Source organism: Thalassovita autumnalis (genome assembly GCF_001458255.1).
Lineage (GTDB): Bacteria > Pseudomonadota > Alphaproteobacteria > Rhodobacterales > Rhodobacteraceae > Thalassobius > Thalassobius autumnalis.
Genome location: NZ_CYSB01000040.1, coordinates 63,261 through 86,616, shown reverse-complemented (window position 1 = coordinate 86,616; position 23,356 = coordinate 63,261). Strand labels below are relative to the sequence as shown.

The 23,356-nt window shown below is 60.0% G+C and carries 24 protein-coding genes; 19 read left to right on the top strand and 5 right to left on the bottom strand.

From position 1 onward, the window contains the following. The first annotated feature begins 69 nt into the window (after positions 1-69). Positions 70-2,055, top strand: a complete 1,986-nt coding sequence (locus TL5118_RS17130) for a TonB-dependent receptor domain-containing protein (protein WP_058244074.1) — start codon at positions 70-72, stop codon at positions 2,053-2,055. Positions 2,056-2,166: 111 nt separating this feature from the next. Here the strand turns inward: TL5118_RS17130 and ssb are convergent, their stop codons facing one another. Further along, a complete protein-coding gene (gene ssb, locus TL5118_RS17125; RefSeq protein WP_058260811.1) occupies positions 2,167-2,679 on the bottom strand; it encodes a single-stranded DNA-binding protein in 513 nt (170 codons plus the stop codon). 350 nt (positions 2,680-3,029) lie between these two features. Between ssb and TL5118_RS17120 the strand changes: the two genes are divergently transcribed. The 3 genes from TL5118_RS17120 (at position 3,030) to TL5118_RS17110 (ending at position 5,789) form a co-directional block, all read left to right on the top strand. Continuing rightward, a complete protein-coding gene (locus tag TL5118_RS17120) occupies positions 3,030-3,614 on the top strand; it encodes a lytic transglycosylase domain-containing protein (RefSeq protein WP_058244072.1) in 585 nt (194 codons plus the stop codon). A 99-nt stretch (positions 3,615-3,713) separates the two neighbouring features. Beyond that, complete coding sequence (locus TL5118_RS17115) at positions 3,714-4,868, top strand: cytochrome-c peroxidase (RefSeq protein WP_058244071.1); 1,155 nt, start codon at positions 3,714-3,716, stop codon at positions 4,866-4,868. Positions 4,869-4,973: 105 nt separating this feature from the next. Beyond that, the gene (locus TL5118_RS17110; protein ID WP_058244070.1) at positions 4,974-5,789 is read left to right on the top strand and encodes a hypothetical protein; all 816 of its coding nucleotides are present in this window, start codon (positions 4,974-4,976) and stop codon (positions 5,787-5,789) included. A gap of 20 nt (positions 5,790-5,809) precedes the next feature. Here TL5118_RS17110 and TL5118_RS17105 read toward each other — a convergent pair whose 3' ends face one another. Together TL5118_RS17105 and miaA are read right to left on the bottom strand one after the other, a co-directional pair. Next, entirely contained in the window at positions 5,810-6,655 is an 846-nt protein-coding gene (locus TL5118_RS17105; RefSeq protein ID WP_242601806.1) for a helix-turn-helix domain-containing protein, read from the bottom strand. 160 nt (positions 6,656-6,815) lie between these two features. Further along, on the bottom strand, positions 6,816-7,685 hold the full coding sequence (miaA, locus tag TL5118_RS17100) for a tRNA (adenosine(37)-N6)-dimethylallyltransferase MiaA (RefSeq protein ID WP_058244069.1): 870 nt from the start codon (positions 7,683-7,685) through the stop codon (positions 6,816-6,818). A 175-nt stretch (positions 7,686-7,860) separates the two neighbouring features. On the opposite strand from miaA, the gene pyrH reads away from it, so the two are divergent. From pyrH to lpxB, 13 genes are all read left to right on the top strand, one after another. Continuing rightward, positions 7,861-8,613, top strand: coding sequence for a UMP kinase (pyrH, locus tag TL5118_RS17095; protein WP_058244331.1), 753 nt, complete (start codon positions 7,861-7,863; stop codon positions 8,611-8,613). A 73-nt stretch (positions 8,614-8,686) separates the two neighbouring features. Then, positions 8,687-9,250 carry a ribosome recycling factor gene (gene frr, locus TL5118_RS17090; protein ID WP_058244068.1) on the top strand — a complete coding sequence of 188 codons (564 nt, stop codon included), beginning with the start codon at positions 8,687-8,689 and terminating at the stop codon, positions 9,248-9,250. Between the two features lie 14 nt (positions 9,251-9,264). Further along, complete coding sequence (gene uppS, locus TL5118_RS17085; RefSeq protein WP_058244067.1) at positions 9,265-9,990, top strand: polyprenyl diphosphate synthase; 726 nt, start codon at positions 9,265-9,267, stop codon at positions 9,988-9,990. Beyond that, on the top strand, positions 9,987-10,790 hold the full coding sequence (locus TL5118_RS17080) for a phosphatidate cytidylyltransferase (RefSeq protein WP_058244066.1): 804 nt from the start codon (positions 9,987-9,989) through the stop codon (positions 10,788-10,790). The genes uppS and TL5118_RS17080 overlap by 4 nt, the downstream gene beginning before the upstream one ends. Then, positions 10,787-11,956, top strand: a complete 1,170-nt coding sequence (gene dxr, locus TL5118_RS17075; protein ID WP_058244065.1) for a 1-deoxy-D-xylulose-5-phosphate reductoisomerase — start codon at positions 10,787-10,789, stop codon at positions 11,954-11,956. Before TL5118_RS17080 ends, dxr begins: the two co-directional genes overlap by 4 nt. A gap of 15 nt (positions 11,957-11,971) precedes the next feature. Beyond that, a complete protein-coding gene (gene rseP, locus TL5118_RS17070; RefSeq protein WP_370701689.1) occupies positions 11,972-13,300 on the top strand; it encodes an RIP metalloprotease RseP in 1,329 nt (442 codons plus the stop codon). A 114-nt stretch (positions 13,301-13,414) separates the two neighbouring features. After that, positions 13,415-13,540: a hypothetical protein gene (locus tag TL5118_RS21730; RefSeq protein WP_278044384.1), complete on the top strand. Its 126-nt coding sequence runs from the start codon at positions 13,415-13,417 to the stop codon at positions 13,538-13,540. Positions 13,541-13,765: 225 nt separating this feature from the next. Continuing rightward, entirely contained in the window at positions 13,766-16,033 is a 2,268-nt protein-coding gene (gene bamA / locus TL5118_RS17065) for an outer membrane protein assembly factor BamA (protein ID WP_306345425.1), read from the top strand. Next, positions 16,033-16,719, top strand: coding sequence for an OmpH family outer membrane protein (locus TL5118_RS17060; RefSeq protein WP_082626324.1), 687 nt, complete (start codon positions 16,033-16,035; stop codon positions 16,717-16,719). The genes bamA and TL5118_RS17060 overlap by 1 nt, the downstream gene beginning before the upstream one ends. An 87-nt stretch (positions 16,720-16,806) precedes the next feature. Next, positions 16,807-17,277, top strand: coding sequence for a 3-hydroxyacyl-ACP dehydratase FabZ (gene fabZ, locus TL5118_RS17055; protein ID WP_058244063.1), 471 nt, complete (start codon positions 16,807-16,809; stop codon positions 17,275-17,277). Between the two features lie 6 nt (positions 17,278-17,283). Then, entirely contained in the window at positions 17,284-18,069 is a 786-nt protein-coding gene (gene lpxA / locus TL5118_RS17050; protein WP_058244062.1) for an acyl-ACP--UDP-N-acetylglucosamine O-acyltransferase, read from the top strand. A gap of 3 nt (positions 18,070-18,072) precedes the next feature. Continuing rightward, positions 18,073-18,891, top strand: coding sequence for an LpxI family protein (locus TL5118_RS17045; RefSeq protein ID WP_058244061.1), 819 nt, complete (start codon positions 18,073-18,075; stop codon positions 18,889-18,891). Then, entirely contained in the window at positions 18,891-20,057 is a 1,167-nt protein-coding gene (lpxB, locus tag TL5118_RS17040; protein ID WP_058244329.1) for a lipid-A-disaccharide synthase, read from the top strand. Before TL5118_RS17045 ends, lpxB begins: the two co-directional genes overlap by 1 nt. Before the next feature lie 78 nt (positions 20,058-20,135). Here the strand turns inward: lpxB and TL5118_RS17035 are convergent, their stop codons facing one another. Together TL5118_RS17035 and TL5118_RS17030 are read right to left on the bottom strand one after the other, a co-directional pair. Then, a complete protein-coding gene (locus TL5118_RS17035; protein ID WP_058244060.1) occupies positions 20,136-20,756 on the bottom strand; it encodes a thiamine phosphate synthase in 621 nt (206 codons plus the stop codon). Between the two features lie 105 nt (positions 20,757-20,861). After that, positions 20,862-21,191 (bottom strand): TfoX/Sxy family protein, encoded by a 330-nt coding sequence (locus tag TL5118_RS17030; protein WP_058244059.1) that lies wholly within the window; start codon positions 21,189-21,191, stop codon positions 20,862-20,864. Between the two features lie 168 nt (positions 21,192-21,359). Here TL5118_RS17030 and TL5118_RS17025 point away from each other — a divergent pair, with 168 nt between their 5' ends. Both TL5118_RS17025 and ctaA read left to right on the top strand, forming a co-directional pair. Continuing rightward, positions 21,360-22,112, top strand: a complete 753-nt coding sequence (locus TL5118_RS17025; protein WP_058244058.1) for an RNA methyltransferase — start codon at positions 21,360-21,362, stop codon at positions 22,110-22,112. A gap of 92 nt (positions 22,113-22,204) precedes the next feature. Beyond that, positions 22,205-23,353, top strand: coding sequence for a heme A synthase (gene ctaA / locus TL5118_RS17020; protein ID WP_058244057.1), 1,149 nt, complete (start codon positions 22,205-22,207; stop codon positions 23,351-23,353). Positions 23,354-23,356 lie beyond the last annotated feature (3 nt).

The following is a 23,356-nucleotide window of genomic DNA, read 5'->3' as shown; positions in this document are numbered from 1 at the left end:
AAGCCTTCGTACGCTTCGACGGTTAGCCACCAATATCCCTGAAATTCTCATAACCTCTCGAGGTATCTCATGAACCGCTCTGTTCGTGGTGCGTTGCTTTGCGCCGCCCTCAGCTCAGTTGCGTCCGCCGTATGGGCCGAAGACGTTTTTGAACTGAACACTATCTATATTGGAACCTATGAGCTCGGCACCGAGCTGAATGACGTCGATGTCTCTGGTGAGGATCTGGCACGGACCAAACCCACCGACTTGCAGGACGTCTTCAAGGGCGAACCGACCGTTGCCGTCGGCAGTTCCATCCCGACGTCGCAGAAGATCTACGTAAACGGTGTTGAGGAAACCAACCTCGTTGTGACCATCGATGGTTCACGCCAGAACAACAAAGTGTTCCACCACGCGGCCACCAACATCATCGACCCGGCGCTGCTGAAAGCGGTGAAGGTGAACCCCGGTGTGGCCACCGCAGATCAGGGTCCGGGTGCCATTGGTGGTGCGCTGGAATTCCAGACCAAAGATGTTGCTGACCTCTTGGCAGAGGGCGACGATTTTGGTGGCTTCACCGCGCTTGAGTTCAATTCGAACGGCAATACCATCACCACGGGCAACGCTGTCTACGGCCGCAAGGGTGCGATTGAATACCTTGGTTACTTGAAATTCGCTGACGGCGAAGAATTCGAAGATGGTTCGGGGACCGAAGTGGTCGGATCCGGTGTACATCTGTGGAGTGGTCTGGCCAAAGTGGCATTTGATACCCCGGATGCTGGCCGTGTGGAACTGTCTTATGAGCGGTTGATTGACGATAACCCGCGTCCTTTCCGTGCCAATATGGGCGGACTGCTGGCCGGGCGTCCGGTGCCGGCAACGCAGATTTATGACTTGGATCGTCAAAACATCGTACTGTCCTACAGCGATGACCGCAGCGGCGCCGCTTGGAACCCTGAGATCCTGCTGGCCTATAGCTCAACCAAGCTGACCACCGACAACGCAGGGGATCGCACAGACGGCAAAACCCAGAGCTTGAACGGTAAGATCCAAAATACCTTTGAGCTATCGATGGGGGACATCGTTGCTGGTCTCGACTTCTACAGCGATAAATCCAGCATGGAATATGCCGGTGCGGATGGGGCGTACCGCGCCGAGAAGGTGACCAATGTCGGCGCCTTTGCACAGGCCTATATCGATGTGACCGACACTTTCCTGCTGTCGACCGGTCTGCGCGCCGATCATCAGAAATTCACCGGTGTTGACGGGGCTGAGTTCGAAAACTCAGGCGTTTCGGCCAATATCTCGGGTGAGTTGGAGGTCAGCAGCAACCTGACGCTGAGTGCCGGCTACTCCTCGGTCTGGGGTGGTTTGACCCTGTCGGAAAGCTTCCTGATGAACGCGGATTGGGAATACCCAGACAGCCCGGAAGAGGTAACCTCAGAAAACCTCTACCTCGCGGGTGAGCTGGCATTGGGCGACTGGACCCTGAACGCCAAGCTGTTCAAGACCGAGATTTCGGATGCACGTGCGCCGATGTGGGCCCCACCCAGTGGGTCGGCCATCCCGATGTCGGAAATGCCGTTCAACAACACCGATATGACCTCGGAAGGGTTTGAACTGGGCGTTGGCTATGACTGGGGTGTTGGTTTCATCAACGTAGGCTATGCCAATATTGACACCACGCTGAATGGCACCGCCGCGGACTCCTACACCGGCAACTACCTGACTGCCCCGCTGGGGGAGATGATCACCATCGAGGCTGGTCACACCTTCCAAAACCTGGGCCTGACCGTGGGCGCCGACGCGCAGATCGGTCTGAAGGACACCGCCTATTTTGACGTCGCAGGTGCCGGTGCAGGCGCGCAGGAAATTCCCAGCTATGAGGTTGTGAATGTCTTTGCCGAATATAACCCCAGTCGGATGGAAAACCTGACGGTCCGCGCGGAAATCAACAACCTGTTTGATGAACACTACGCGGCCCGCGGCACCTATGGTCAGGAATTTGCCGTGGTGGTTCCGGTCTATGAACCGGGCCGCTCGGTCAAGGTGATGGCAACCTTGAACTTCTGATCCGCATGATGCCGCGGGGCCCAATTCTAGGCCCCCGGCACAGAGGACCAAAGAAACAGAAAAGGCCGCCTGAGAGAGGCGGCCTTTGATCTTTGGTAGGATCGCTGCGGATCAGAACGGGATTTCGTCGTCCAGATCGCGCGAGGGGGTGTTTTGACCGCCGCCCTGGTTGCCACCGCCGTAGCCGCCGCCACCCTGATCGTAGCCACCACCGTAGCCACCCTGATCGCCACCGTAACCGCCGCCCTGGCCGCCACCTTGACCACCGCCATCACGGCCGTCGAGCATCACCAAGGTGCCGCCAAAGCCCTGCAGCACAACCTCGGTCGAGTAGCGGTCCTGACCGTTCTGATCCTGCCATTTGCGGGTCTGCAGCTGGCCTTCAATATAAACTTTGGAGCCTTTGCGCAGATACTGCTCTGCCACCCGCACCAGACCTTCCTGGAAGATGGCGACTGAGTGCCATTCGGTGCGCTCACGGCGTTCGCCGGTGTTGCGGTCTTTCCAGTTTTCCGAGGTGGCGATGCGCAGGTTGCACACTTTGCCGCCATTCTGAAAATTGCGCACTTCGGGGTCACGGCCCAGATTGCCCACCAGAATAACTTTGTTCACTGATCCGGCCATGATTGTCTCCCTCTGACTCGAATTTGGCTCATGGTTACACCATGACCTGAAAGAAAGGTAAAGATTTCTTAAAACGCAATTTTTCGCCCAGCAGACTGTCGGGGTTTTCCCTTAAAAACAAGGGATGAGGGCCCGCACAGTGCAAGAGATTGCCGATATGGCGTGCTTCGGCTGGATTTATCCACAGCCTGCCGTATGATCGCTGCGATATTTGACGGGGCGGGCCTTGGCGGGTTGGCCTTGATGACCAAAGCAACGGGCGTGGAACGGGACGGGACATGCAGCGGGCAAAGATGACAAAAACACCATTGAAACAAGCGTATGCGAGGTGTGGCCGGGGCGGAGCCCTGATGCGGGCCGGTCTGACGGGCGCGATGCTGCTGGCGGTGGCCGCTGGGCCAAGTCTGGCGGCGGATATGGTGGGATCCAAAAGCCGGGTCAAACTGTTTAAATCGCAGACCAACCTGCTGGACAGCCGTCACAAAAGCGAAAGTGCCAACCGTGTTTCCATCGCCGCGCCCAGCTTCCACACGCCGACCAAATGGGACGGCGAAGGGTTCAAGTCGAAATACAAAGGCCCCTATCTGGACATGGCGCGCTCGGCGGCCAAACGTCATGGCATTCCGGAAAACATGTTCCTGAAGCTGGTGCAGCAGGAAAGCGCCTTTAACGCCAAAGCCGTTTCCCCCAAAGGGGCGCTGGGACTGGCCCAGCTGATGCCGGGAACCGCGGCTGTTTTGGGTGTGGATCCGCACGATCCTTACGAAAACCTGGATGGTGGCGCGCGCTATCTGGCGGAGCAATATCGCGCCTTTGGCTCCTGGCGGCTGGCCCTTGCGGCCTATAACGCAGGTCCCGAGGCAGTGAAAAAATACGGCGGGATCCCGCCCTATAAGGAAACCCAGAACTACGTGAAGGTCATTCTGGGCAGCTGATTTGAATTTCTGATGGAATTCATCAGGAACTTGATCTACCTCAGTTTCAAACTCGGATCCCTCAGGCATTGAGGGACCAAGACAGAGAATGGGGTTGGTATGACAAGCCATATTAACAAGGTTCAAAAACTGGTGCCTTTGGTGGTCGCGCTGACTTTTGCGGGCAGCGCCGCGTGGGCCGAAATCACCAGCAAAGAGGCGCTAGGCGAAGCGCTCTATTTTGACACCAACCTGTCGCTCAACAGAACCCAATCCTGCGCCAGTTGTCATGATCCGAACTATGGCTTTGTTGATCCCCGCGAAACCGATGCGGGGCGCGCCGTCTCTCTCGGGGATGATGGCGCAAGCTTTGGTGACCGTAACGCCCCCACGGCCAGCTATGCCCGGTTTTCACCCCGGTTCCATCAACGCGAAGATGGCGCCTATGTCGGTGGCCAGTTCTGGGATGGGCGCGCCGATGATCTGGCCGGGCAGGCGGGCGGTCCGCCGCTGAACCCCGGCGAAATGGCGATGCCCGACACCGCCGCCGTGCTGGAGCGACTGTTGCAGGATCCCACCTATGTTGCGGCCTTTCCGGCGCTTTATGGCGACGATGTGCTGGAGGATGCAGATCGCGCCTATGTGGCGCTGGCCGACAGTATTGCAGCCTTTGAAAGCACCGAAGTTTTTGCCCCGTTTGACAGCAAATATGATCGCTTCCTGCGCGGTGAGGTCGAGCTGAGCCGAGATGAGGAATTGGGCCGGCTGTTATTCTTCTCGCAGCAGTTCACCAACTGCAACCAGTGCCATCAGTTGAAAACCAGCGCCATCGATCCGGGCGAAACCTTCAGCAATTACGAATACCACAACATCGGCACCCCGGTGAATGTCGCCGTGCGCGGGCAGAACGGTGTCGGCGTGGATCATGTGGATCAGGGGCTGCTGGCCAATCCGGCGGTCACCGATGTGGCTCAGGCCGGTAAATTCAAAGTGCCGACCCTGCGCAATGTGGCTGTGACGGGGCCCTATATGCACAACGGCGTATTTGCAGATCTGCGAACCGTTGTGCTGTTTTACAACAAGTACAACTCAAAATCCGCAAAGCGGCAGGTCAACCCGGAAACCGGCCAGACCTGGGCCGCGCCTGAGGTGGCAGAAACCCTGTCGATGGATATCCTGACCGACGGCCCTGCGCTGGAAGATGAACGTATCGATGCGCTGGTGGCCTTCATGAAGACCCTGACCGATCAACGCTACGAGCATTTGTTGGAGTAGGCCCCGCCGCCTTGGGCGTTGGCTGCTAATTCTGCCCGACCTCCCTAATTCCGCCTTAATTGGCGATTAACCAATCCGAGTGTGTTACCAGTTCCCGGAGCGTTTATGCTGCGTTTTCAGCCTCTTCCCCCTGAGATTTCCGATATTCGTCAGCATCTGCCGCAGGCCTCGGCCGAAGCGCGGGCGCTGGTTGATATGATGCGGGGGCAAAGTGAAACGGTGATCTCTCAGGTGATTGCCGGTCTGGCCGGGCGACTGGACGGGCCGCATCTGGAGCTTAGCCATTGGCTGGTGGCGCAACCGATGGAGATGGCCACCGCGATCCGACTGTTCTGGGCACTTTACCGACCGGGCCATTACGTTGGACTGGCGGCAGCGATCAATGACCGCGATGCGGCAGGGCCGGACCGGCTGCATCTGCTGAAAATGTTGAGCGAAAACATCGCCGCAGGGGCTTATCCCCGCGGTGGTCTGGGGATCAGCCCCAGGCAGTCAAAACTGTTGAAAATCCAACTGGTGCAACAGACGCAAGAGGCCCGGTTTCGTGGCTGGGATCAGCTGCGTGATGCGGGTTTTGACATTCCTGAGGCCTGTCTGATGCCGCTGACCGGGCGCATGTTATGCCCGATCGCTGCTGGCGAAGCGCTGCATGTCTGGCCGAAACAGCGCGACTGGCCGGCGGGACAGCACGCAGCCTATGCCTGGGCGGCAGAGCATCTGACGGCTTTGGCGCGTGCGGGATCCGATCTGCCCGAGGCGCAGCCCGCCCTGCCACAAAGGCGCGGTATTGCCGGACCGGCGCAGGCGTTTGTGGTCAGCGCGGGTTTGGTGGGGATGGCAGGTTTGGTGGCGGGCGAAGTGTTGCGCGATGCGCAGCAAGCCCTGCCGGTCACACAGGTGGCATCCCTGCAGCTGCGCTGATGGCTTCACACGCGCGGGGATCACGCAGGTTGAGGCCGCTTGGCTTTGCGCACCGATTTGCGCAGGCTTGAGGGCGACTTGCCGGTGTGTTTCACGATGAACCGCGAAAAATAGGCCGCGCTGCCGAAATTCAGCGTCTTAGCAATCTGTTTCAGCGACATATCTGACCGCTCGATCAGGTCACGGGCCGCATAGAGTTCCCGCGCTGTCAGGATATCCGCCGCGGTCAGGCCCGAAGCCTCTTTGCAACTGCGGCTGAGATGCGGCGTGGTCACCCCCAGCATCTGGGCGTAATCCGCCACCCCCATCGCGCTGGCATAATGACAGGTCACAAGCGAGGCATAGGCCTCGGCCAGGCGCAGGGCACCTGAGGGGCGTGGCGGTTGATCCTGCGCGGCCAGAAAACGCCGCAAGGAGACCGACAGCAAGGCCCCATGTGCCCGGAGCGCGTCCCCCGTGTGAGGCGCGGGGGAGGTGGCTTCGCGCTGGATCGCTTCCAGCCGGTGGGTCAATTCGGCTTGCGCCTGAACATCGCGCAGCCGCAGCACCTGTGGCCGATGCGGCATCGACAGGGCCTCAGCCAGATCGGCCGGTAAGGTCAGCACTAGCGCCCCGGCGCCGCGCAGAAGATCGAGGGAAAACAACGTCTGAGGTGGGATCAGCAGGGCGGTGTGGGCGCCGATGCCACGGCGCAGGCCCGAGACATGGGCAAGCCCCTGACCCTTGGTGATCCAGATCAGCAGGTAATCAGGGCGATCATGCAGGGTGGTCAGGCGCCAGGGATCACCGCGTTCAAACTGGGCCAGCGGGCGCAGCACTAAGCCGCCCGCGTCTGACTGATCCGCGTTCACCACCTCTGTTTCCACAGGCCCTCTCCTCATCGCCACCTTGGCAGGGCAGCGCGATAAGTAAAGGGTTTTGTCCGCCCCGGAAGTGTTCGGCAGGGCCTTGGTCGTGGGAATTTGAGTATTTGGGAAACGTTGAAAGGGGCTGGTTTGGCTATCCCGCAGTGATTCCACGCATGGGCTAAGGGCGATAGGCGTGCCAATCTTTCATCTTGGATCTGAACCAGGTCCGCTGCCGTTTGGCGAACTGCCGGGTGGCGATGGTTGCGGCCTCGCGCGCCTGATCCAGTGACAGGTTGCCTTGCAGATGGGCGATCAACTCGGGCGCGCCGATGGCTTTGGCTGACAAATGGCTGGGATCCCAATCTGGCAGGTTGGCCTCGGCCTCATCCAGCGCGCCCTGGTCCAGCATCAGATCGAACCGCCGGGCGATCCGGGTGTTGAGCCAGTCTTTGTCCACGTCAAACAGCACCGGGAAGGCTGCGGCCAGCGGCAGCAGGGGCGGTGGCGTCTCGGCCTGCCAGGCCTTGATGCCTTTGCCTGTGCTGTGCAGAACCTCCCAGGCGCGTTGCACCCGCATCGGGTTCAGCGTGTCGATTGCGGCGCGGGTTTCTGCGTCAAGTTCAGCCAGCAGCACTTCGCGCCCCTCCTTCAGCAGGCGCTGATCGGCCAGTGCACGCACCTCAGGTGGGGTGGCGGGGATATTGGCGAGGCCCTGCGTGAGGGCTGTGAAGTAAAGGCCGGTGCCGCCGACAATGATCGGGCGCTGGCCCGCCAGCAGCGGCGTGACCTCGCGCAGCCAATGGCCGACGGAGTATTCAGCGTCGCCCGCAATATGGCCGTAAAGTAGATGCCGCGCCTGCGCTTCATCCTCAGCGGAGGGGCGCGCGGTCAGGACCCGCCAGTTGGCAAAGACCTGAATCGCATCGGCGTTCAGGATCACACCGCCCTGTCGCAATGCAATCTCCAGCGCCAGTGCGGATTTGCCCGATGCGGTGGGGCCTGCGATCAAAACAGGTTGCTCAGGCGATATTTGTGAAATCAGGTCCATAAATTAGCCCTTAACCGCTAAGTGAGCTGGAAGGAAGGCTAGGCAGATGGATAAAACCCTGCAATTCTGGCCCCATATCGCGCAAATGCCAAAGCGGCCTGATATTGCATTGAACCCGGCCCGGTTTTCCGACATTTTGCGCGAAATTTTGAGTCCTAGCCAGATGGAGCCCTTCATGGCCGCCGACACCTCCTCTCCCGTCACCATCGAAAAAGACACCAAGTTCAATCGCGTCATGCTGAAAATCAGCGGTGAGGCCTTGATGGGTGATCAAGGGATGGGGTTGCATCCGCCGACCGTTGAGCGGATCGCGCGGGAAGTGAAGACCGTGCATGACCTGGGTGTTGAGATCTGTATGGTCATCGGCGGCGGCAACATCTTCCGCGGCCTGTCTGGCGCCGCGCAGGGGATGGAGCGGACCACCGCGGACTACATGGGCATGTTGGCCACCGTGATGAACGCGCTGGCAATGCAGAGCGCGCTGGAAAGCATTGGGGTCTTCACCCGTGTGATTTCGGCCATTCGCATGGATGAGGTGTGTGAACCTTACATTCGCCGCCGTGCTGTGCGCCACCTGGAGAAAAAGCGGGTCTGCATCTTTGCGGCCGGCACCGGCAACCCCTATTTCACCACTGATACGGCCGCGACGCTGCGGGCCAATGAAATGGCCTGTGAGGCGATCTTCATGGGCAAAAACGGTGTCGATGGGATCTATGACAAAGACCCAGCCACCAATGCTGATGCGGTGCGCTATGAAGACATCACTTATGATGAGGTTCTGGCCAAGCACCTGAAGGTCATGGATGCCTCAGCCATTGCGCTGGCCCGTGACAACAACCTGCCGCTGATTGTTTTCCCGCTGGATGAACCGGGTGGGTTCAAAGGCATTCTGGCCGGTAAAGGCACCTATACAACCGTCCATAGTTAAGGCTACTCTGGCGCCAAGCAGCCAGCGCTGCCCCGTGAGAGGGCGAGCAGCAAGACCAACGAAGGAAAAGAACATGTCCGATGATTTTATGATCGACACCGATGATCTGGAGCGCCGCATGGAAGGCGCGATGACCAACCTCAAGACCGAATTCGCCTCGCTGCGCACCGGTCGGGCCTCGGCCTCGATGCTGGAGCCGGTGATGGTCGAAGCTTACGGTCAGAAAACCCCGATCAACCAGGTGGGGACCGTAAACGTTCCTGAGCCGCGCATGGTCACCGTGAATGTCTGGGACAAATCCATGGTGGGCGCTGTTGAAAAGGCGATCCGCAACTCGGGTCTGGGCATCAACCCCCAGCTGAATGGCACCATCATCATGCTGCCGATCCCTGAGCTGAACGAAGAACGCCGCCGTGAGCTGGGCCGGGTGGCCGCGCAATACGCTGAAAGCGCCCGTGTGTCGGTGCGCAACGTGCGTCGCGACGGTATGGACCAGATCAAGAAAGCCAAGAACGACGGCATGTCCGAGGATGACCAGAAACTCTGGGAGACCGAGGTGCAGGACCTGACCAACAAGTTCATCGCCAACGTCGATAAGGCGCTTGAGACCAAGCAAGCCGAAATCATGCAGGTCTGAGCGGACCAGTACGGATGCCAAAGGATCCTGACACTCCGACCGGTCCACGTCATGTTGCCATCATCATGGATGGCAACGGACGCTGGGCGCAGGCACGGGGACGGCCGCGACTGTTCGGGCATCACGCCGGTGCCCGCCGCGTGCGCGAAATTGTTGAGGCCTGTCCGGACCTTGGCGTGAAATATGTAACGATCTTTGCTTTTTCTACCGAAAACTGGAAACGCACACAGGTCGAAGTGGCGGGGCTGATGAGCCTGTTCCGCCGCTATATCAAGAAAGAGGCCAAAGCTCTGCACGACGAAGGTGTGCGGGTGCGCTTTATTGGCGATCGGCTGCGGCTGGATGGCAAGCTGGTGGCCCTGATGGATGAGCTGGAAGAGTACACTGCCGGCAATGACCGGGTGCATCTGACCATCGCGCTGAACTACGGCGGCCGGGATGAAGTGGCGCGCGCCACCAAACGTCTGGCGCAGGATGTCGCCACGGGCCGTCTGGATCCCGAAAGCGTGGATGAAGAAACCCTGCCGAAATACCTCGACACCTGTGTGCTGCCCGATCCCGATCTGGTGATCCGCACCAGCGGCGAGGCGCGTATTTCAAACTTCCTGCTGTGGCAGTCCGCCTATGCCGAATATGAGTTCATCGATACGCTCTGGCCGGATTTCACCGATGAGATTTTTGCAGGTCTGGTGCGCAACTACGGCAGCCGGGAACGGCGTTTTGGTGCTGTGAAAACATGAGCGTGATATCAAAATGGAATGATCTGGGGCCGCGCGTGATGTCGGCGGTGGTGATGCTTTTGGTGGGGGGCACAGCGATCTGGCTGGGCGGCCTGCCGTTTCACCTGCTGGTGTCGGTTGTGACGGGCCTGATGGTCTGGGAACTGGTGCGCATCCTTGGCCCGAAAGAGCAGGGGGCGCCGATGTGGCTGGGCCTGCTGGCAGCGGTGGTGATGTTTGCAACCGTCTTCTTGCCGCCTTTTGCGCGCCTGCCGGTTCTGCTGGCGCCCGTTTTGGCGGGGATGTCTTCGATCTCGACCGGGACCAAGGGCAGCCGCGTAATCTGGTGCGCCTATGCGGCAGTGATTGTTTTGGCCTGCTACAGCGCGCTGTCGCTGCGCGGGGGGCACGGGCTGTTCTGGTTGGCCTGGCTGGCCGCCGTTGTGATCATGAGTGATGTGGCCGGCTATTTCGCCGGTCGGTCGCTAGGTGGTCCCAAGTTCTGGCCCAAGATCAGCCCCAAGAAAACCTGGTCAGGCACCATTGCCGGCTGGATTGGCGCCGCGCTGGTTGGGGTTTGGTTCATGCTGAACAGCCCCGCCGGGCCCAGCCTGATTGCCCTGTCTGTCCTGACGGCCTTTGCTGCGCAGATGGGTGATATTGCCGAAAGCGCGATCAAACGTAGATATGGCATCAAGGACAGTTCGAACCTGATCCCCGGCCATGGTGGGTTCCTCGACCGATTTGACGGGTTTCTGGGCGCGCTCCTGCTGGTGCTGATCGCAGGCCAGGTGCTGGGTTTCTTGCCGGAGGTGAGATGAGACGGGTTTCCATTTTCGGGGCCACCGGATCGATTGGGCAGAACACCATCGATTTGATTGCCCGCGATCCCGCGAATTACGACGTGGTTGCGCTCAGCGGTGGGCGCAACATCGTGCAGTTGGCCCGTGACGCGCAGGATCTGCGCGCTGAGGTGGCTGTGACCGCATTCCCCGAACTGCTGCCCGATCTGCGTGAGGCGCTGGATGGATCCGGGATTGAGGCCGCGGCGGGCAAGACCGCGCTGCTGGAAGCCGCCGCGCGGCCCGCAGATTGGGTCATGTCCTCCATCGTTGGCGCTGCCGGTCTGGCCCCTGGTCTGATCGCGCTGGAGCAGGGGGCAACCCTGGCGCTGGCCAATAAGGAATCCCTTGTCGCCGCCGGCCCGTTGTTGATGGAGACCGCGCGCAAACACAGCGCCCGGGTGCTGCCGGTCGACAGTGAGCATTCCGCGATCTTCCAAGGCCTGGTGGGCGAAGACATCAACGCCGTGGAACGCATCATCATCACCGCATCCGGCGGCGCGTTCCGTGATTGGCCGATGGAAAAGCTGGCAACCGCAACCCTGGCCGAGGCGTCTTCGCATCCCAACTGGAACATGGGGCAGCGGATCACGATTGACAGCGCCTCGATGTTCAACAAGGCGCTGGAAGTGATTGAGGTCAAAGAGTTCTTTGGCGTCCGGCCTGATCAGATTGAGGTGCTGGTGCACCCCGAATCCATGGTGCATGCGCTGGTTGGGTTCAATGATGGGGCGCTGATGGCCCATGTGGGGGCGCCGGATATGCGCCACGCAATCGGCTATGCGCTGCATTGGCCTGAACGGCGTGAATTGCCGGTGGCCCGGCTGGATCTGGCACAGATCGGTCAACTGACCTTCCGCGCCCCGGATCTGCAACGCTACCCGGCGCTGCGGTTGGCCTATGAGGTGATGGAAAAGGGCGGCCTCTTTGGGGCGGCCTTTAACGCGGCCAAAGAGCGGGCGCTGGATCACTTCATTGCAGGCAAATTGGGCTTTCTGGACATGGCACGAATCGTGGAAGGTGTTTTGGACAGGCTTTCGGCACGGACATGTGATATGGCACAGGCTGTTACGCTTGCTAATGTCGCCGAAATCGACCAACTGGCACGACAAGAGGCCGATGCGCTGTTAGCGCAAGGTGTATAAACAAGAGGTAAACCCTTGGACATTTTCTCCATGTTTTCCGCTCTGGGCGGGTCCGTGACAACCTTTCTGGCGTTTGTCGTTGCGCTGTCTGTGATCGTTTCGGTGCATGAATACGGCCATTACATCGTGGGCCGCTGGTCCGGTATTGATGCGGAGGTCTTCTCGCTCGGATTTGGTCCCGTTGTGTTTTCCTGGGTGGACAAACGCGGCACCCGTTGGCAACTGGCGGCGCTGCCCTTTGGTGGCTACGTCAAGTTTGTCGGCGATGCCAATGCCGCTTCGGTCGGCTCGGATGCAGCGGTTGCCCCTGCGCGCAACACGATGGAGGGGGCACCGCTTTGGGCGCGCGCGGCTACAGTTTCGGCCGGCCCGATCTTCAACTTCGTGCTGTCGATCCTGATCTTTGCCGGCATTGCCATGTTCAATGGCTCGCCGCGTGAGCCTCTGACAGTTGGGGAACTGAACAACGTCCCCTATGAGGTTGGATTGCTCCCGGGGGATGAAGTGTTGGAGATCGCGGGGATCAAAGTTCCCGGTCCGAATGATGAAGAAACCTTTGACGATCTGCTGCGGGCGCTGCCTGTACAATCCAATCTGGACTATCTGTTGCGCCGGGATGGCCAGGAAATGGTTATCAACACGGCCCACCCAATGCCTGCACTCGTGGTGCAGCTGGCGCCGCAATCGGCTGCCTATGAAAGTGGCTTCCGTCCCGGCGACGTGATCACCCATGTGAATGGCAAGCCGATCCTGGCCTTCCTGCAGCTGCAGGAAGCGGTTCTGGCTGCCGAAGGCGCGCCGCTGCCGCTGACTGTCTGGCGTGACGGTGAGGTGATGGATTTCACCCTATCGGCCAAGCGGGTGGACGAACCCCAGCCTGGTGGTGGGTTTGAAACCAACTGGCGCATCGGCATCGTCGGCGGCATGTTGTTCCGCCCCGGCACCGAAACCTTGCCCTTCGGGCAGGCGATGAATGCCGGCGTGAACATGACCTGGAGCATCATCTCAGGCTCGTTCTCGGGGCTGTATCATATGGCCTCTGGCGCGATCAGCTCGTGCAACATGTCGGGCCCGCTGGGCATCGCGCAGGTCAGCGGTGCAATGGCGCGGCAGGGGCTGGAGAATTTTGTCTACTTCATCGGCATCCTGTCGACCGCGGTAGGTCTGCTGAACCTGTTCCCGATCCCGGTTCTGGATGGCGGCCACCTGACGTTTTACGCCTATGAGGCCGTCACCCGCCGCAAACCCAGCCCACGGGCGCTGAAGTTCCTGATGACAGCCGGCCTGACCGTGATCCTGTCGCTGACGGTCTTTGCGCTGACCAACGATCTGTTCTGCCCCTAAAGGGTGGATCTACGGAGCAATCACCGGAAAAGGGGCGGGTTTCCGCCCCTTTTCTGCCTTAATCGGCGGCTACTCAGATCAGACGGGGTTGATGTCTGACCAGAGGAGACTGTCATGCAAATCATTCAGCAAGGTTACAACGGGCTAAGCCTGCTTCTGCAGCTGAACTGGGACCGCATTTTGATGGTAGGCACTATCGTGCTGACCCTTGCGCTGACCATCGTATTCACCACCCCTTAACCCCTTTGCGAAGTCGCAAAACAGCAAAGCTTTGCCTGTGCTTAGCTTATACCGTTTGTGGTTTTGACAATGCGCCCCAATCTGGGTACTCAGGATGGCAATGGGATGTCTGACTGGGTTAATTGAATGACCAACTTTATGGGGGGTCGGCACGCTTTGCCTGCCGAATCTAAATCAAAGCTTCGCGGTTTCGGCGTTGCTGTTTTCCTTTCTGCTACAACGGCTTTGACCGCGCTGCCAATTGCGGCAGAGGCGCAGAGTTACAGCTTCAACACGGTTCGCATCGAAGGCAACCAGCGGGTTGAGGCCGGAACGATCCTGACCTACGCGGGAATCGGGCGCGGCCAGACTGTTTCTGCCGGACAGTTGAACGACGCCTATCAGCGCATCATTGCCAGTGGCCTGTTTGAAAGCGTGGAGATCGTGCCGCGCGGTGGCACGCTGGTGATCGAGGTCAAAGAATATCCGACCGTCAACCAGGTCAGCATCGAAGGCAACCGCCGCCTGAAAGATGAAGAGCTGACCGCGCTGCTGGAAAGCCAGCCGCGACAGGTGTTTAACCCCGCCATTGCTGAACGCGACGCTGCCTTGATCGCGGATGCCTACAGCCAGCAGGGCCGCCTGGCCTCACGCGTGACTCCCAAGATCATCCGCCGCAGCGACAACCGCGTCGATGTGGTGTTTGAGATCTTCGAAGGGGACGTGACCGAGATTGAGCGCATCAGCTTCGTTGGCAACGCGGTCTATTCGGATCGCCGTCTGCGTCGGGTTCTCGGCACCAAACAGGCCGGTCTGCTGCGCCGTTTCGTGCGCCGCGACACCTTTGTTGAAGATCGCATTGAATTCGACAAACAGGTGCTCAGCGATTTCTACATGTCGCGCGGCTATGTCGATTTCCGCATCATGGGCGTAAACGCCGAACTGGCGCGGGAACGTGATGGCTATTTCATCACCTTCAACTTGCATGAGGGTGATCAGTTCAAAGTGGGTCAGGTGACCACGGTCTCGGACCTGCCGGATGTGGATGCGGATGAATTTCAGGCTGAGCTGAAGCTGAAGCCCGGTCAGGTCTACACCCCAACCGATGTTGAGAACGCAATTGCCCGTTTGGAAGGGCTGGCCAACCGCAAGGGTTTGGATTTCGTCCGGGTCGAGCCGCGCATCAACCGTAACGACCGGGATCTTTCGCTGGATGTGGAATTTGAAATCGTCCGTGGCCCGCGCGTCTTTGTCGAACGGATCGACATCGAAGGCAACACCACCACCCAGGACAAGGTGATCCGTCGCCAGTTCAAAGTGGTGGAAGGGGACCCGTTCAACCCACGTGAAATTCGCGAAACCGCGGAACGGATCCGTGCGCTGGGGTTCTTTGCGAACTCAGATGTGCGCGCCCGCGAAGGCAGCCGCCCGGATCAGGTGATTGTGGATGTGTCGGTTGAAGAGCAAGCCACCGGCTCACTCAGCTTTGGCGGCACCTATTCAACCAACAGCGGTCTGGGTCTGGTCATCGGTCTGCGGGAACGGAACTTCCTGGGTCGTGGTCAAAGCGTGAACCTGAACCTTTCGGGCACCGAAGGGTCCAAGGTTTACAGCCTGCAGTTTGCCGAACCCTCCTTCCTGGGGCGTGATCTGACCTTCTCGCTCGACATGGCTTACTCTGAAAGTCAGGGCAACTTTGCCAACTTCGACACCGAGACGCTTCGCTTCAAACCAGGCTTCTCTTTCGCGATTGGTGAAAAGACCCGCTTTGGCGTCTTTGCCAAGGCCGAACAGATCAAGATGATCGATGATGGCAGCGCGGTTGGCGGCATCGTGGCGGATGAAATCGCCCGTAGTGACGATTGGAATGCTGGCGTCGGCTACACGCTGACATATGACAGCCGGATCAATGAACTGGAACGCGATCGCGGCTACCGCCTGTCGATGGAACAGGAATTTGCCGGTCTGAACGGCGACAACCAGTATATCAAAACCACGGCATCCGCGACCGCGCAGACGAAGGTGTTCAACGATGAGATCACCCTGCGCGCCACTGTTGAAGCCGGTGTTCTGGCCTTTAACAGCGGGTCCAGCCGGTCGGTGGATCGTTTCCAGATCGGCGGCGGCTTGATCCGTGGTTTCCAGCCTGATGGCATTGGTCCGCGTGAGATTGTCACCGACGGTGGCGGCGCCATCACCTCTAACGACGCCTTGGGTGGCGACAAGTTTGCGGTGGCTCGCTTTGAGGCTGAATTCCCGCTGGGTCTGCCCGAAGAATACGGGCTGAGCGCCGGTGTGTTCTACGACATCGGTTCGGTCTGGGGTGTGGGCAACACCTCGGCGTCCACCGGCACAGTCTACTATGATGAGTTCACCGCCCGTCAGGTGATCGGTGTCTCACTGTTCTGGACCACGCCGATTGGCCCGCTGCGCTTCAACTGGAGCAAAACGCTGCAGAAAGAAGAGTTTGACGAGGATCAGAGCTTCAACCTGACGGTATCGACTGAATTCTGATGTTCGGTCACGTCGCGCATAGCCTGCGCTGGGGCGTGGTGGCTTTGGGGCTGATTGCAGCCCCTGTGGCACCGGCCTTGGCGCAGGAATTTAAGGCGCCGCTGTCGCCCATCTTGACCATCGACAGTGAAAAACTGTTCACGCAATCCGCATTTGGGTTGCGTGTGCAGCGTGAGTTCGAAGCCGCAGGCCGTCTGCTGGAGGCAGAAAACCGCGAAATCGAAACCGCACTGCAAGAAGAAGAACAGCAGCTGACAGATCAACGCAGCAGCCTCAGCGCTGATGAATTTCGCGCCCTGGCCGACGCCTTCGATGCAAAGGTGCAGCAGATCCGCCAGGAACAAAGCGCCAAACTGCGCGTTCTGACCACCCAGCGTGATCTGGCGCAGCGCCGTTTCCTTGAAGCGGCTAGCCCTGTGCTGCAGGGATTGATGAGTGATGCAGGCGCCTCGGTCATCGTGGAAAACCGCACGATATTCATGTCGGCGCTGGCGATTGACGTCACCGCGCTGGCCGTTGGCCGGATCAATGCGCAGATCGGTGACGGCAGCCCTCTCACAACCGATCAACTGGCCGTACAGCCCGAAGCCCATAACGATGCCACGGGCGATACCACTGGCGCTGAGCAGCCTGTTGTTGTTGTCCCAGAGCCCCTTGATCCCGTAACAGTGGGCCCGGCTGACTAGGCGCAGCCTGCCTTGGGTGCTTGCCCCGCGCGGGGGGAGTTGCTAGGGATCACCTCCAAGAAGACTTCTGCCAGAAAGGAAAACAATATGACCGAGCAGCTTCTGTCGGCGGATATCGATCTGATCCAACGGATTATCCCGCATCGCTATCCCTTCCTGCTGGTGGACAAAGTTGTCGATATTGATGGCTATCAGTCTGGCAAAGGCATCAAAAACGTCACCATGAATGAGCCGCACTTCCAAGGCCATTTCCCGGGCAAGCCGATCATGCCCGGCGTGACCATCATCGAAGCCATGGCACAGACCGCGGCCGTTATGGTTGGCACCGCGCTGGATATGGCCGACAAGAATATGCTGGTCTATTTCATGGCCATCGAGAAATCCAAATTCCGCCGCATGGTGGTGCCGGGCGATGTGCTGGAGCTGAACGTGACCACCACGCGCGGCAAACCGGGTGGCAAGGTCTGGAAATTCTCGGGCGTGGCCACCGTTGACGGCGAATTGGCCTGCGAATGTGAATTCACCGCGATGATGGATCTCAGCGCAAACGAAGGGTAAGCGGGTATGACTGCTGACATTCACCCCTCTGCGATCATTGAAGACGGTGCTCAGATCGGCGATGGCTGCAAGGTCGGCCCGTTCTGCATCATCGGCAAGGACGTGGTGCTGCATGACCGTGTGGAACTGAAAAGCCATGTGGTGGTCACCGGCCAGACCACAGTGGGCGAAGAAACTGTAATCTTTCCCTTTTCCGTGATCGGTGAGATCCCGCAGGACCTGAAGTTCAAAGGGGAAAACACCCGACTGGAGATCGGCAAACGCAACCGGATCCGCGAACATGTCACAATGAATGCCGGCACCGAAGGCGGTGGCGGTCTGACCAAGGTTGGCGACGATGGCCTGTTCATGGCGGGCTGCCACGTGGCGCATGATGCGATCATTGGCGACCGGGTGATCGTGGTTAATCAGGTGGCCATCGCCGGCCATGTGCAAATCGAAGATGACGTGATCATCGGCGGTCTGTCTGGCATCCATCAATGGGTGCGCATCGGGCAGGGGGCCATCATCGGCGCGCTGTCGATGGTGACGGCGGACGTGATCCCGCATGGCCTGGTTCAGGCCGCACGGGGAGAACTGGACGGGCTGAACCTTGTGGGGTTGAAACGTCGCGGCGTGCCACGGGCTGACATCTCGGCCCTGCGGGCCGCGCTGAAGCAGATGGCAGACGGAAACGGCACCTTCCAGGAACGTGTCCGCACCATCGGCGAGGAGACGGACAGCGACTATGTGCGTCAGATCGTCGATTTCGTGACCGGGGCGTCCGATCGCTCCTTCCTGACCCCGCGGTGAACCATGACGGGAGGTCTGGCGATCCTTGCTGGCAATGGGGCGCTGCCTGTGGAACTGGCGGCGGCGCATCCTGACGCGCTGTGTGTCGTGTTTGATGGGGTCGCCCACCAGCTGACGGGGGCGGTTCAAACCCATCGGTTTGAACGCCTGGGCGAGATGTTTGCCGCCCTGCGCGAACAGGGCGTGACCCGCATCGTCATGGCTGGCTCGATGAGCCGCCCACCGCTGGATCCCACTGCGCTTGATCCCTTGATGGTGTCCCTTGCACCGCGTCTGATGGCGGCGATGCAGGGGGGCGATGATGCCCTGTTGCGGCTGGTGATTGCCATCATTGAGGAACAGGGCTTCGCCGTTCTTGGCGCACATGCGTTGTTGGCCGATTTGACCGCAGCGCCGGGGCTGCTGGCAGGACCGGACCCGGCTGAAACAGACCGCTCGGATATGGCGCGGGGGGCTGCGATATTGGCGGCGCTGTCACCGCATGATGTGGGGCAGGGCTGTGTTGTCGCGGGTGGATTGGTGCTTGGGGTTGAGACCCTGCAAGGCACCGAATTCATGCTGGATGCTGTGGCGCGCACCAACCCACATCTGCGCCGCGGCCAGAAAGGCGTGTTCATCAAGGCGGCCAAAACCGGTCAGGACCTGCGGGTGGATATGCCCGCAATTGGGCCAGACACGGTGGCTCAGGCACAGGCGGCGGGACTTGCAGGTATTGCCATTCAGGCCGGCCGGGTGATGATCCTGGAACGTGAGCGGACCCTTGTGGCACTGGCTGAGGCCGGGATGTTCCTGATCGCCGAAGAGTTTGAGGCGCTGTCATGATGCGCATCTTCCTCATTGCGGGCGAAGCCTCGGGCGACCGTCTGGGTGCCGCGCTGATGGCCGGGCTGACCGACCTTTTGGAAGGCGAGGTCGAGTTTTCTGGCGTGGGCGGCCCGCTGATGCAGGCCGAAGGCCTCGACAGCCTGTTTCCCATGGATGAGCTTTCGGTCATGGGCTTGGCTGAGATCCTGCCCAAATACCGCCAGCTGAAACGCCGCATTGCGGAAACAGCCGATGCGGCGCTGAGCACCAAACCGGATGTGATGATCACCATCGACAGCCCGGATTTTTGCCTGCGGGTGGCCAAGCTGGTCAAAGCGGCCTCCAACACCCGCACCGTGCATTATGTCGCGCCCTCAGTCTGGGCCTGGCGGGAAGGCCGGGCCGATAAAATGGCCAAGGTCATTGATCACGTGCTGGCGCTGTTACCGTTTGAGCCACCGCTGATGGAAGCGGCGGGAATGGAATGCAGCTTCGTCGGCCATCCCGTGGTGTCCGAACCACAGGCCAGCGCAGCCGAGGCCACGCTGTTTCGGGCCAAACATCGCTGGGGCAAGGGCAAGGTTCTACTGGTGCTGCCCGGATCCCGCCGGGGAGAGGTCAGCCGCCTGACGCCAACCTTTGGGGCGGTGCTGGCAGATGTTGTGGCAGAACACCCCGATCTGAACGTGGTGATCCCAACCACCGGAAATGTCACCGATCTGGTTAAGGAACAGGTGGCGGATTGGCCGGTGGAACCGCTGGTGATGGACCCCCGCGGCATGGATCCGGCGATCTACAAACTGGAAAAAGCAGCGGCATTTGCTGCCGCAGATGCGGCGCTGGCGGCTTCGGGCACGGTTTCGCTGGAACTTGCTGCGGCCGGCACCCCGATGGTGATCGCCTATGACATGAACTGGCTCAGCCGGATCATCATCACCAGAATGCTGAAAGTTGACACCGTGACGCTGGTCAATCTGGTCTCTGACACCCGCACGGTGCCCGAGTTTATCGGCAAACGCTGCCTGCCTGAGCTGATCGCGCCAGCGGTAAACGATGTGCTGAAAGGCGCCCGTGGACAGCAGGAAGCGATGGAGCTGACCATGCAACGCCTTGGCCGTGGTGGTCAGGCCCCCGGCAAACGCGCCGCCCATGCGGTGCTGCGGGGCATGGGGGTCGAGGTCTGATCGCGTTTTAGAGACATTCTGACGAGGCACCTGAGGTCAGATGCCCAGCAGAGTTACAGCGGTCCTTAGCTGAACGTCTTAGCTAAACTGGGCTTTCAGATCCGCCAGCGCTTTCACGGCGTCGTCTTCGTTCCAGATCTCCTCACCTACACCGAAGAAATCGGTGAAAGGGGAAATCTCTTTGACGATTTCAGCGGTCAGGGCGCCTTCGGCCACCACGGGCACTTCGATCATTTCTGACCACCACTGGAACAGATCCTTTTCAGCAACGGTGCCGTCGTCCAGCCCGGTGTCGCGCAGCGGGCCAAAGGCCACATAGTCACTGCCGGCTTCGCCCGCGGTCATGCCATCGTGACTGGAGGCGCCGCAGAATGCGCCTACAATGGCGTCCGCGCCTAGTGCTTTGCGGGTTTTGCGCACGGAACGGGCGCCATCGGTCAGATGCACGCCATCAAGGCCCAGACGTTCGACCAGCAGGATGTGGTTGTCGATCACCAGCGCCACATCGCGGGCATAGGTCACTTCGCGCAGCGCATCTGCAGCGCGGCTGATCTTATCCTCATCCCGGGTGGCAAGGGCCAGGCGGACGCAGGCAACCTCATGCGCATCCAGCACCGCCGCCAGCCGTTCAGGAAACCGCGACAATTCAAACTCAGGCGGGGTGATCAGATAGATCTGCGGCTGCTCAACATCTGCCATCTGCGCGGCTCCTTCAATTGCGGGTCTTTACGCGGGTTTAGCGCGTCGCGTCGCTATAGCGCGGATTTTGCGCTTTGGCTATTGGCGGCTGGGCTCAGGCGCTGATTATTTCGGCGGCAGCGCGCGTGCGTTAGCAAGGGCCAGCGCCATCACCTGACCGCGCCGGGCATCATCACCCATCAGATCGCTGTCCACATCGATGAAGCCACCCATGCGGCGACCGGTGAAATCCATCTCCCGCGCGCCCTCAATCGCCAGCGCCTCGGCCTCACGCGGTTTGCCGACGCGGAACATGCCGCCGTCTTTGTGAACGCCGCAGACCATATTGCCGTTGAGCAGAAAACACAGCCCGCCGAACATCTTCTTTTCGGTGATGCCGCGCTCCTCGCTCAGATCATCGCGCATCAGATGGGCCAGTCCTTCGTCATAAGCCATTCGGGTGCCTCCGGTTGCATAGGGTTAGCCTAGCGGGCGTTTCGCGTTGTGGCCAGCGGCGGGAATTTGAGTATTTGTAGATCATTGAAAGGCCAAGCCCTGCACGAGGGGTTGGAAAGGTCGCGGGGGTAGATTATCAGGCCTCATTGCAATTTTTGGAGTGCAGAGATGCCCAGCGAAATTCCACAGCCGAGCTTTGTTCTGGTCCGCCCGCAGATGGGGGAAAACATCGGGGCGGCGGCCCGGGCGATGTGGAACTTTGGGTTGGATCGGATGCGGATTGTGGATCCGCGCGATGGCTGGCCGAACCAGCGCGCTGTGGCATTGGCCTCGGGCGCGGGGCGTCTGCTGGATGAGGCCGGGGTGCATGACACCGTGGCCGAAGCGCTGGATGACTGCACCTTTGTTTTTGCCACCACGGCACGCGGGCGCGGCATGACCAAACCGGTCTACAGTCCCGAGGCAGCGATGGAGCTGGCGCGGCAGAAAATTGCAGCCGGTGAAAAAGTGGCGGTGATGTTTGGCCCAGAACGGTCGGGGTTGGAAAACGAAGATGTGGCGCGGGCCAATGCGATCATCACCGTGCCGGTGAACCCTGAGTTCTTTAGCCTGAACCTGGCGCAATGTGTGCTTCTGACCGCTTATGAGTTCCGCCGTCAGAGCGTGGAGATCGAAGGCGAACGGGTGGAAATGGCGGGCTCTGACTGGGCCAGCACCATTGAGGTTGAGAAACTGGCCGAACATTACGAAGAGCGGCTGGATCAGGCTGGCTTCTTCTTCCCGCCGGAAAAGGCCGAAGGTATGAAAGTGAACCTGCGCAACCTCTGGTCACGTATGCGGTTGACCCGGTCGGACACGCAGATGCTGCACGGGGTGATGCGCCAGATGGTGCGCTGGAAAGAGCGCGGCGGTCAGGACTGAGCAGTCCGCCGCCATAGACTAAGACATCTGGTCGCGGGGGATTGCCGCGGCCCAAGACCACACCATATCCTGCGCCGGAATCGGAGGGCAGAATGAGCCAGAAGCGTAATATTTTTGAAGAGGTTGGCGAGCAGAAGGCCAGCACCCCGACGCCTCAGGGCGGCATGATTGATCAGGGGCGCGGTGGCGCCAGGCGGGGCATTCGTGCCTGGCTGATGGTGTTGTTTGCCATGGTCGTTGTGATGGTTGTCGTGGGCGGGCTGACCCGTTTGACGGACAGCGGGCTGTCGATCACCGAATGGCGGCCCGTGACGGGCGCGATCCCGCCGCTGAGCGAGGCCGACTGGCAGGCGGAATTCGACAAGTACAAGCAGATCGACCAATGGGCCATCGACAACCAGTGGATGGAACTGGCCGATTTCAAAGAGATCTACTGGTGGGAATGGGGCCATCGCCAGATCGGTCGGGTGATTGGACTTGTCTGGGCCCTTGGCTTTTTCGGGTTCTTGCTGGCGCGACAGATCCCCACCGGCTGGACCGGTCGTTTGTTGTTTATCGGCGGGCTTGGCGGGCTACAGGGGGCTGTTGGCTGGTGGATGGTGGCATCAGGCGTCACATCGGGTGAGGGGGTGACGACGGTTGCCTCTTACCGGTTGGCGACCCATCTGGGGCTGGCCTTCTTGATCCTTGGCTATATTGCTTGGTTCATCATGCTGCTCAGCCGGCCAGAGCGGGATCTGATGCAGGCGCGACGCCAGAAAGAGGCCAAGCTGTGGGGCCTGTCCACGGGATTGTTGCATCTGGCGGGGGTGCAGATCCTGTTGGGGGCATTGGTCGCTGGCATTGACGCAGGCCGCAGCTTTACCGATTGGCCGCTGATGATGGGGCAATTTTTCCCGCCCGAGGCCTTTTCGATTTCACCGCTCTGGAAGAACTTCTTTGAAAATCCGGGGCTGGTGCAATTCATTCACCGTATGGTGGGCTATCTGCTGTTTGCATTTGCCATCGTTGTCTTTCTGCGCGGGCGCAAATCGGCCCATGGGGCGACACGCGCGGCCTTTGCCGCTGCCTTTATCGCCCTGTCGGCGCAGGTTGTTCTGGGCATCTATACGGTTGTGACCGCCGCGCCGTGGAATGTGGCGATTGTCCATCAGGTCTTTGCCATCCTTGTGTTTACCCTGATCCTGCGGGCGCGGTTCCTGTCGGGATACCCCATTGTAACCTCAATCCGCGGAGCGTGAGTG

Excerpts from the sequence above, each read along its gene's own strand:
- TL5118_RS17035 (WP_058244060.1), bottom strand. The coding sequence starts at position 20,756 with ATGGCAGATGTTGAGCAGCCGCAGATCTATCTGATCACCCCGCCTGAG.
- TL5118_RS17045 (WP_058244061.1), top strand. The coding sequence starts at position 18,073 with ATGACGGGAGGTCTGGCGATCCTTGCTGGCAATGGGGCGCTGCCTGTG.
- TL5118_RS17115 (WP_058244071.1), top strand. The coding sequence starts at position 3,714 with ATGACAAGCCATATTAACAAGGTTCAAAAACTGGTGCCTTTGGTGGTC.
- TL5118_RS17130 (WP_058244074.1), top strand. The coding sequence starts at position 70 with ATGAACCGCTCTGTTCGTGGTGCGTTGCTTTGCGCCGCCCTCAGCTCA.
- TL5118_RS17080 (WP_058244066.1), top strand. The coding sequence starts at position 9,987 with ATGAGCGTGATATCAAAATGGAATGATCTGGGGCCGCGCGTGATGTCG.
- lpxB (WP_058244329.1), top strand. The coding sequence starts at position 18,891 with ATGCGCATCTTCCTCATTGCGGGCGAAGCCTCGGGCGACCGTCTGGGT.
- dxr (WP_058244065.1), top strand. The coding sequence starts at position 10,787 with ATGAGACGGGTTTCCATTTTCGGGGCCACCGGATCGATTGGGCAGAAC.
- ssb (WP_058260811.1), bottom strand. The coding sequence starts at position 2,679 with ATGGCCGGATCAGTGAACAAAGTTATTCTGGTGGGCAATCTGGGCCGT.
- miaA (WP_058244069.1), bottom strand. The coding sequence starts at position 7,685 with ATGGACCTGATTTCACAAATATCGCCTGAGCAACCTGTTTTGATCGCA.
- TL5118_RS17025 (WP_058244058.1), top strand. The coding sequence starts at position 21,360 with ATGCCCAGCGAAATTCCACAGCCGAGCTTTGTTCTGGTCCGCCCGCAG.
- pyrH (WP_058244331.1), top strand. The coding sequence starts at position 7,861 with ATGGCCGCCGACACCTCCTCTCCCGTCACCATCGAAAAAGACACCAAG.
- TL5118_RS21730 (WP_278044384.1), top strand. The coding sequence starts at position 13,415 with ATGCAAATCATTCAGCAAGGTTACAACGGGCTAAGCCTGCTTCTGCAG.
- fabZ (WP_058244063.1), top strand. The coding sequence starts at position 16,807 with ATGACCGAGCAGCTTCTGTCGGCGGATATCGATCTGATCCAACGGATT.
- uppS (WP_058244067.1), top strand. The coding sequence starts at position 9,265 with ATGCCAAAGGATCCTGACACTCCGACCGGTCCACGTCATGTTGCCATC.
- TL5118_RS17060 (WP_082626324.1), top strand. The coding sequence starts at position 16,033 with ATGTTCGGTCACGTCGCGCATAGCCTGCGCTGGGGCGTGGTGGCTTTG.
- ctaA (WP_058244057.1), top strand. The coding sequence starts at position 22,205 with ATGAGCCAGAAGCGTAATATTTTTGAAGAGGTTGGCGAGCAGAAGGCC.
- TL5118_RS17120 (WP_058244072.1), top strand. The coding sequence starts at position 3,030 with ATGCGGGCCGGTCTGACGGGCGCGATGCTGCTGGCGGTGGCCGCTGGG.
- lpxA (WP_058244062.1), top strand. The coding sequence starts at position 17,284 with ATGACTGCTGACATTCACCCCTCTGCGATCATTGAAGACGGTGCTCAG.
- frr (WP_058244068.1), top strand. The coding sequence starts at position 8,687 with ATGTCCGATGATTTTATGATCGACACCGATGATCTGGAGCGCCGCATG.
- TL5118_RS17030 (WP_058244059.1), bottom strand. The coding sequence starts at position 21,191 with ATGGCTTATGACGAAGGACTGGCCCATCTGATGCGCGATGATCTGAGC.
- TL5118_RS17110 (WP_058244070.1), top strand. The coding sequence starts at position 4,974 with ATGCTGCGTTTTCAGCCTCTTCCCCCTGAGATTTCCGATATTCGTCAG.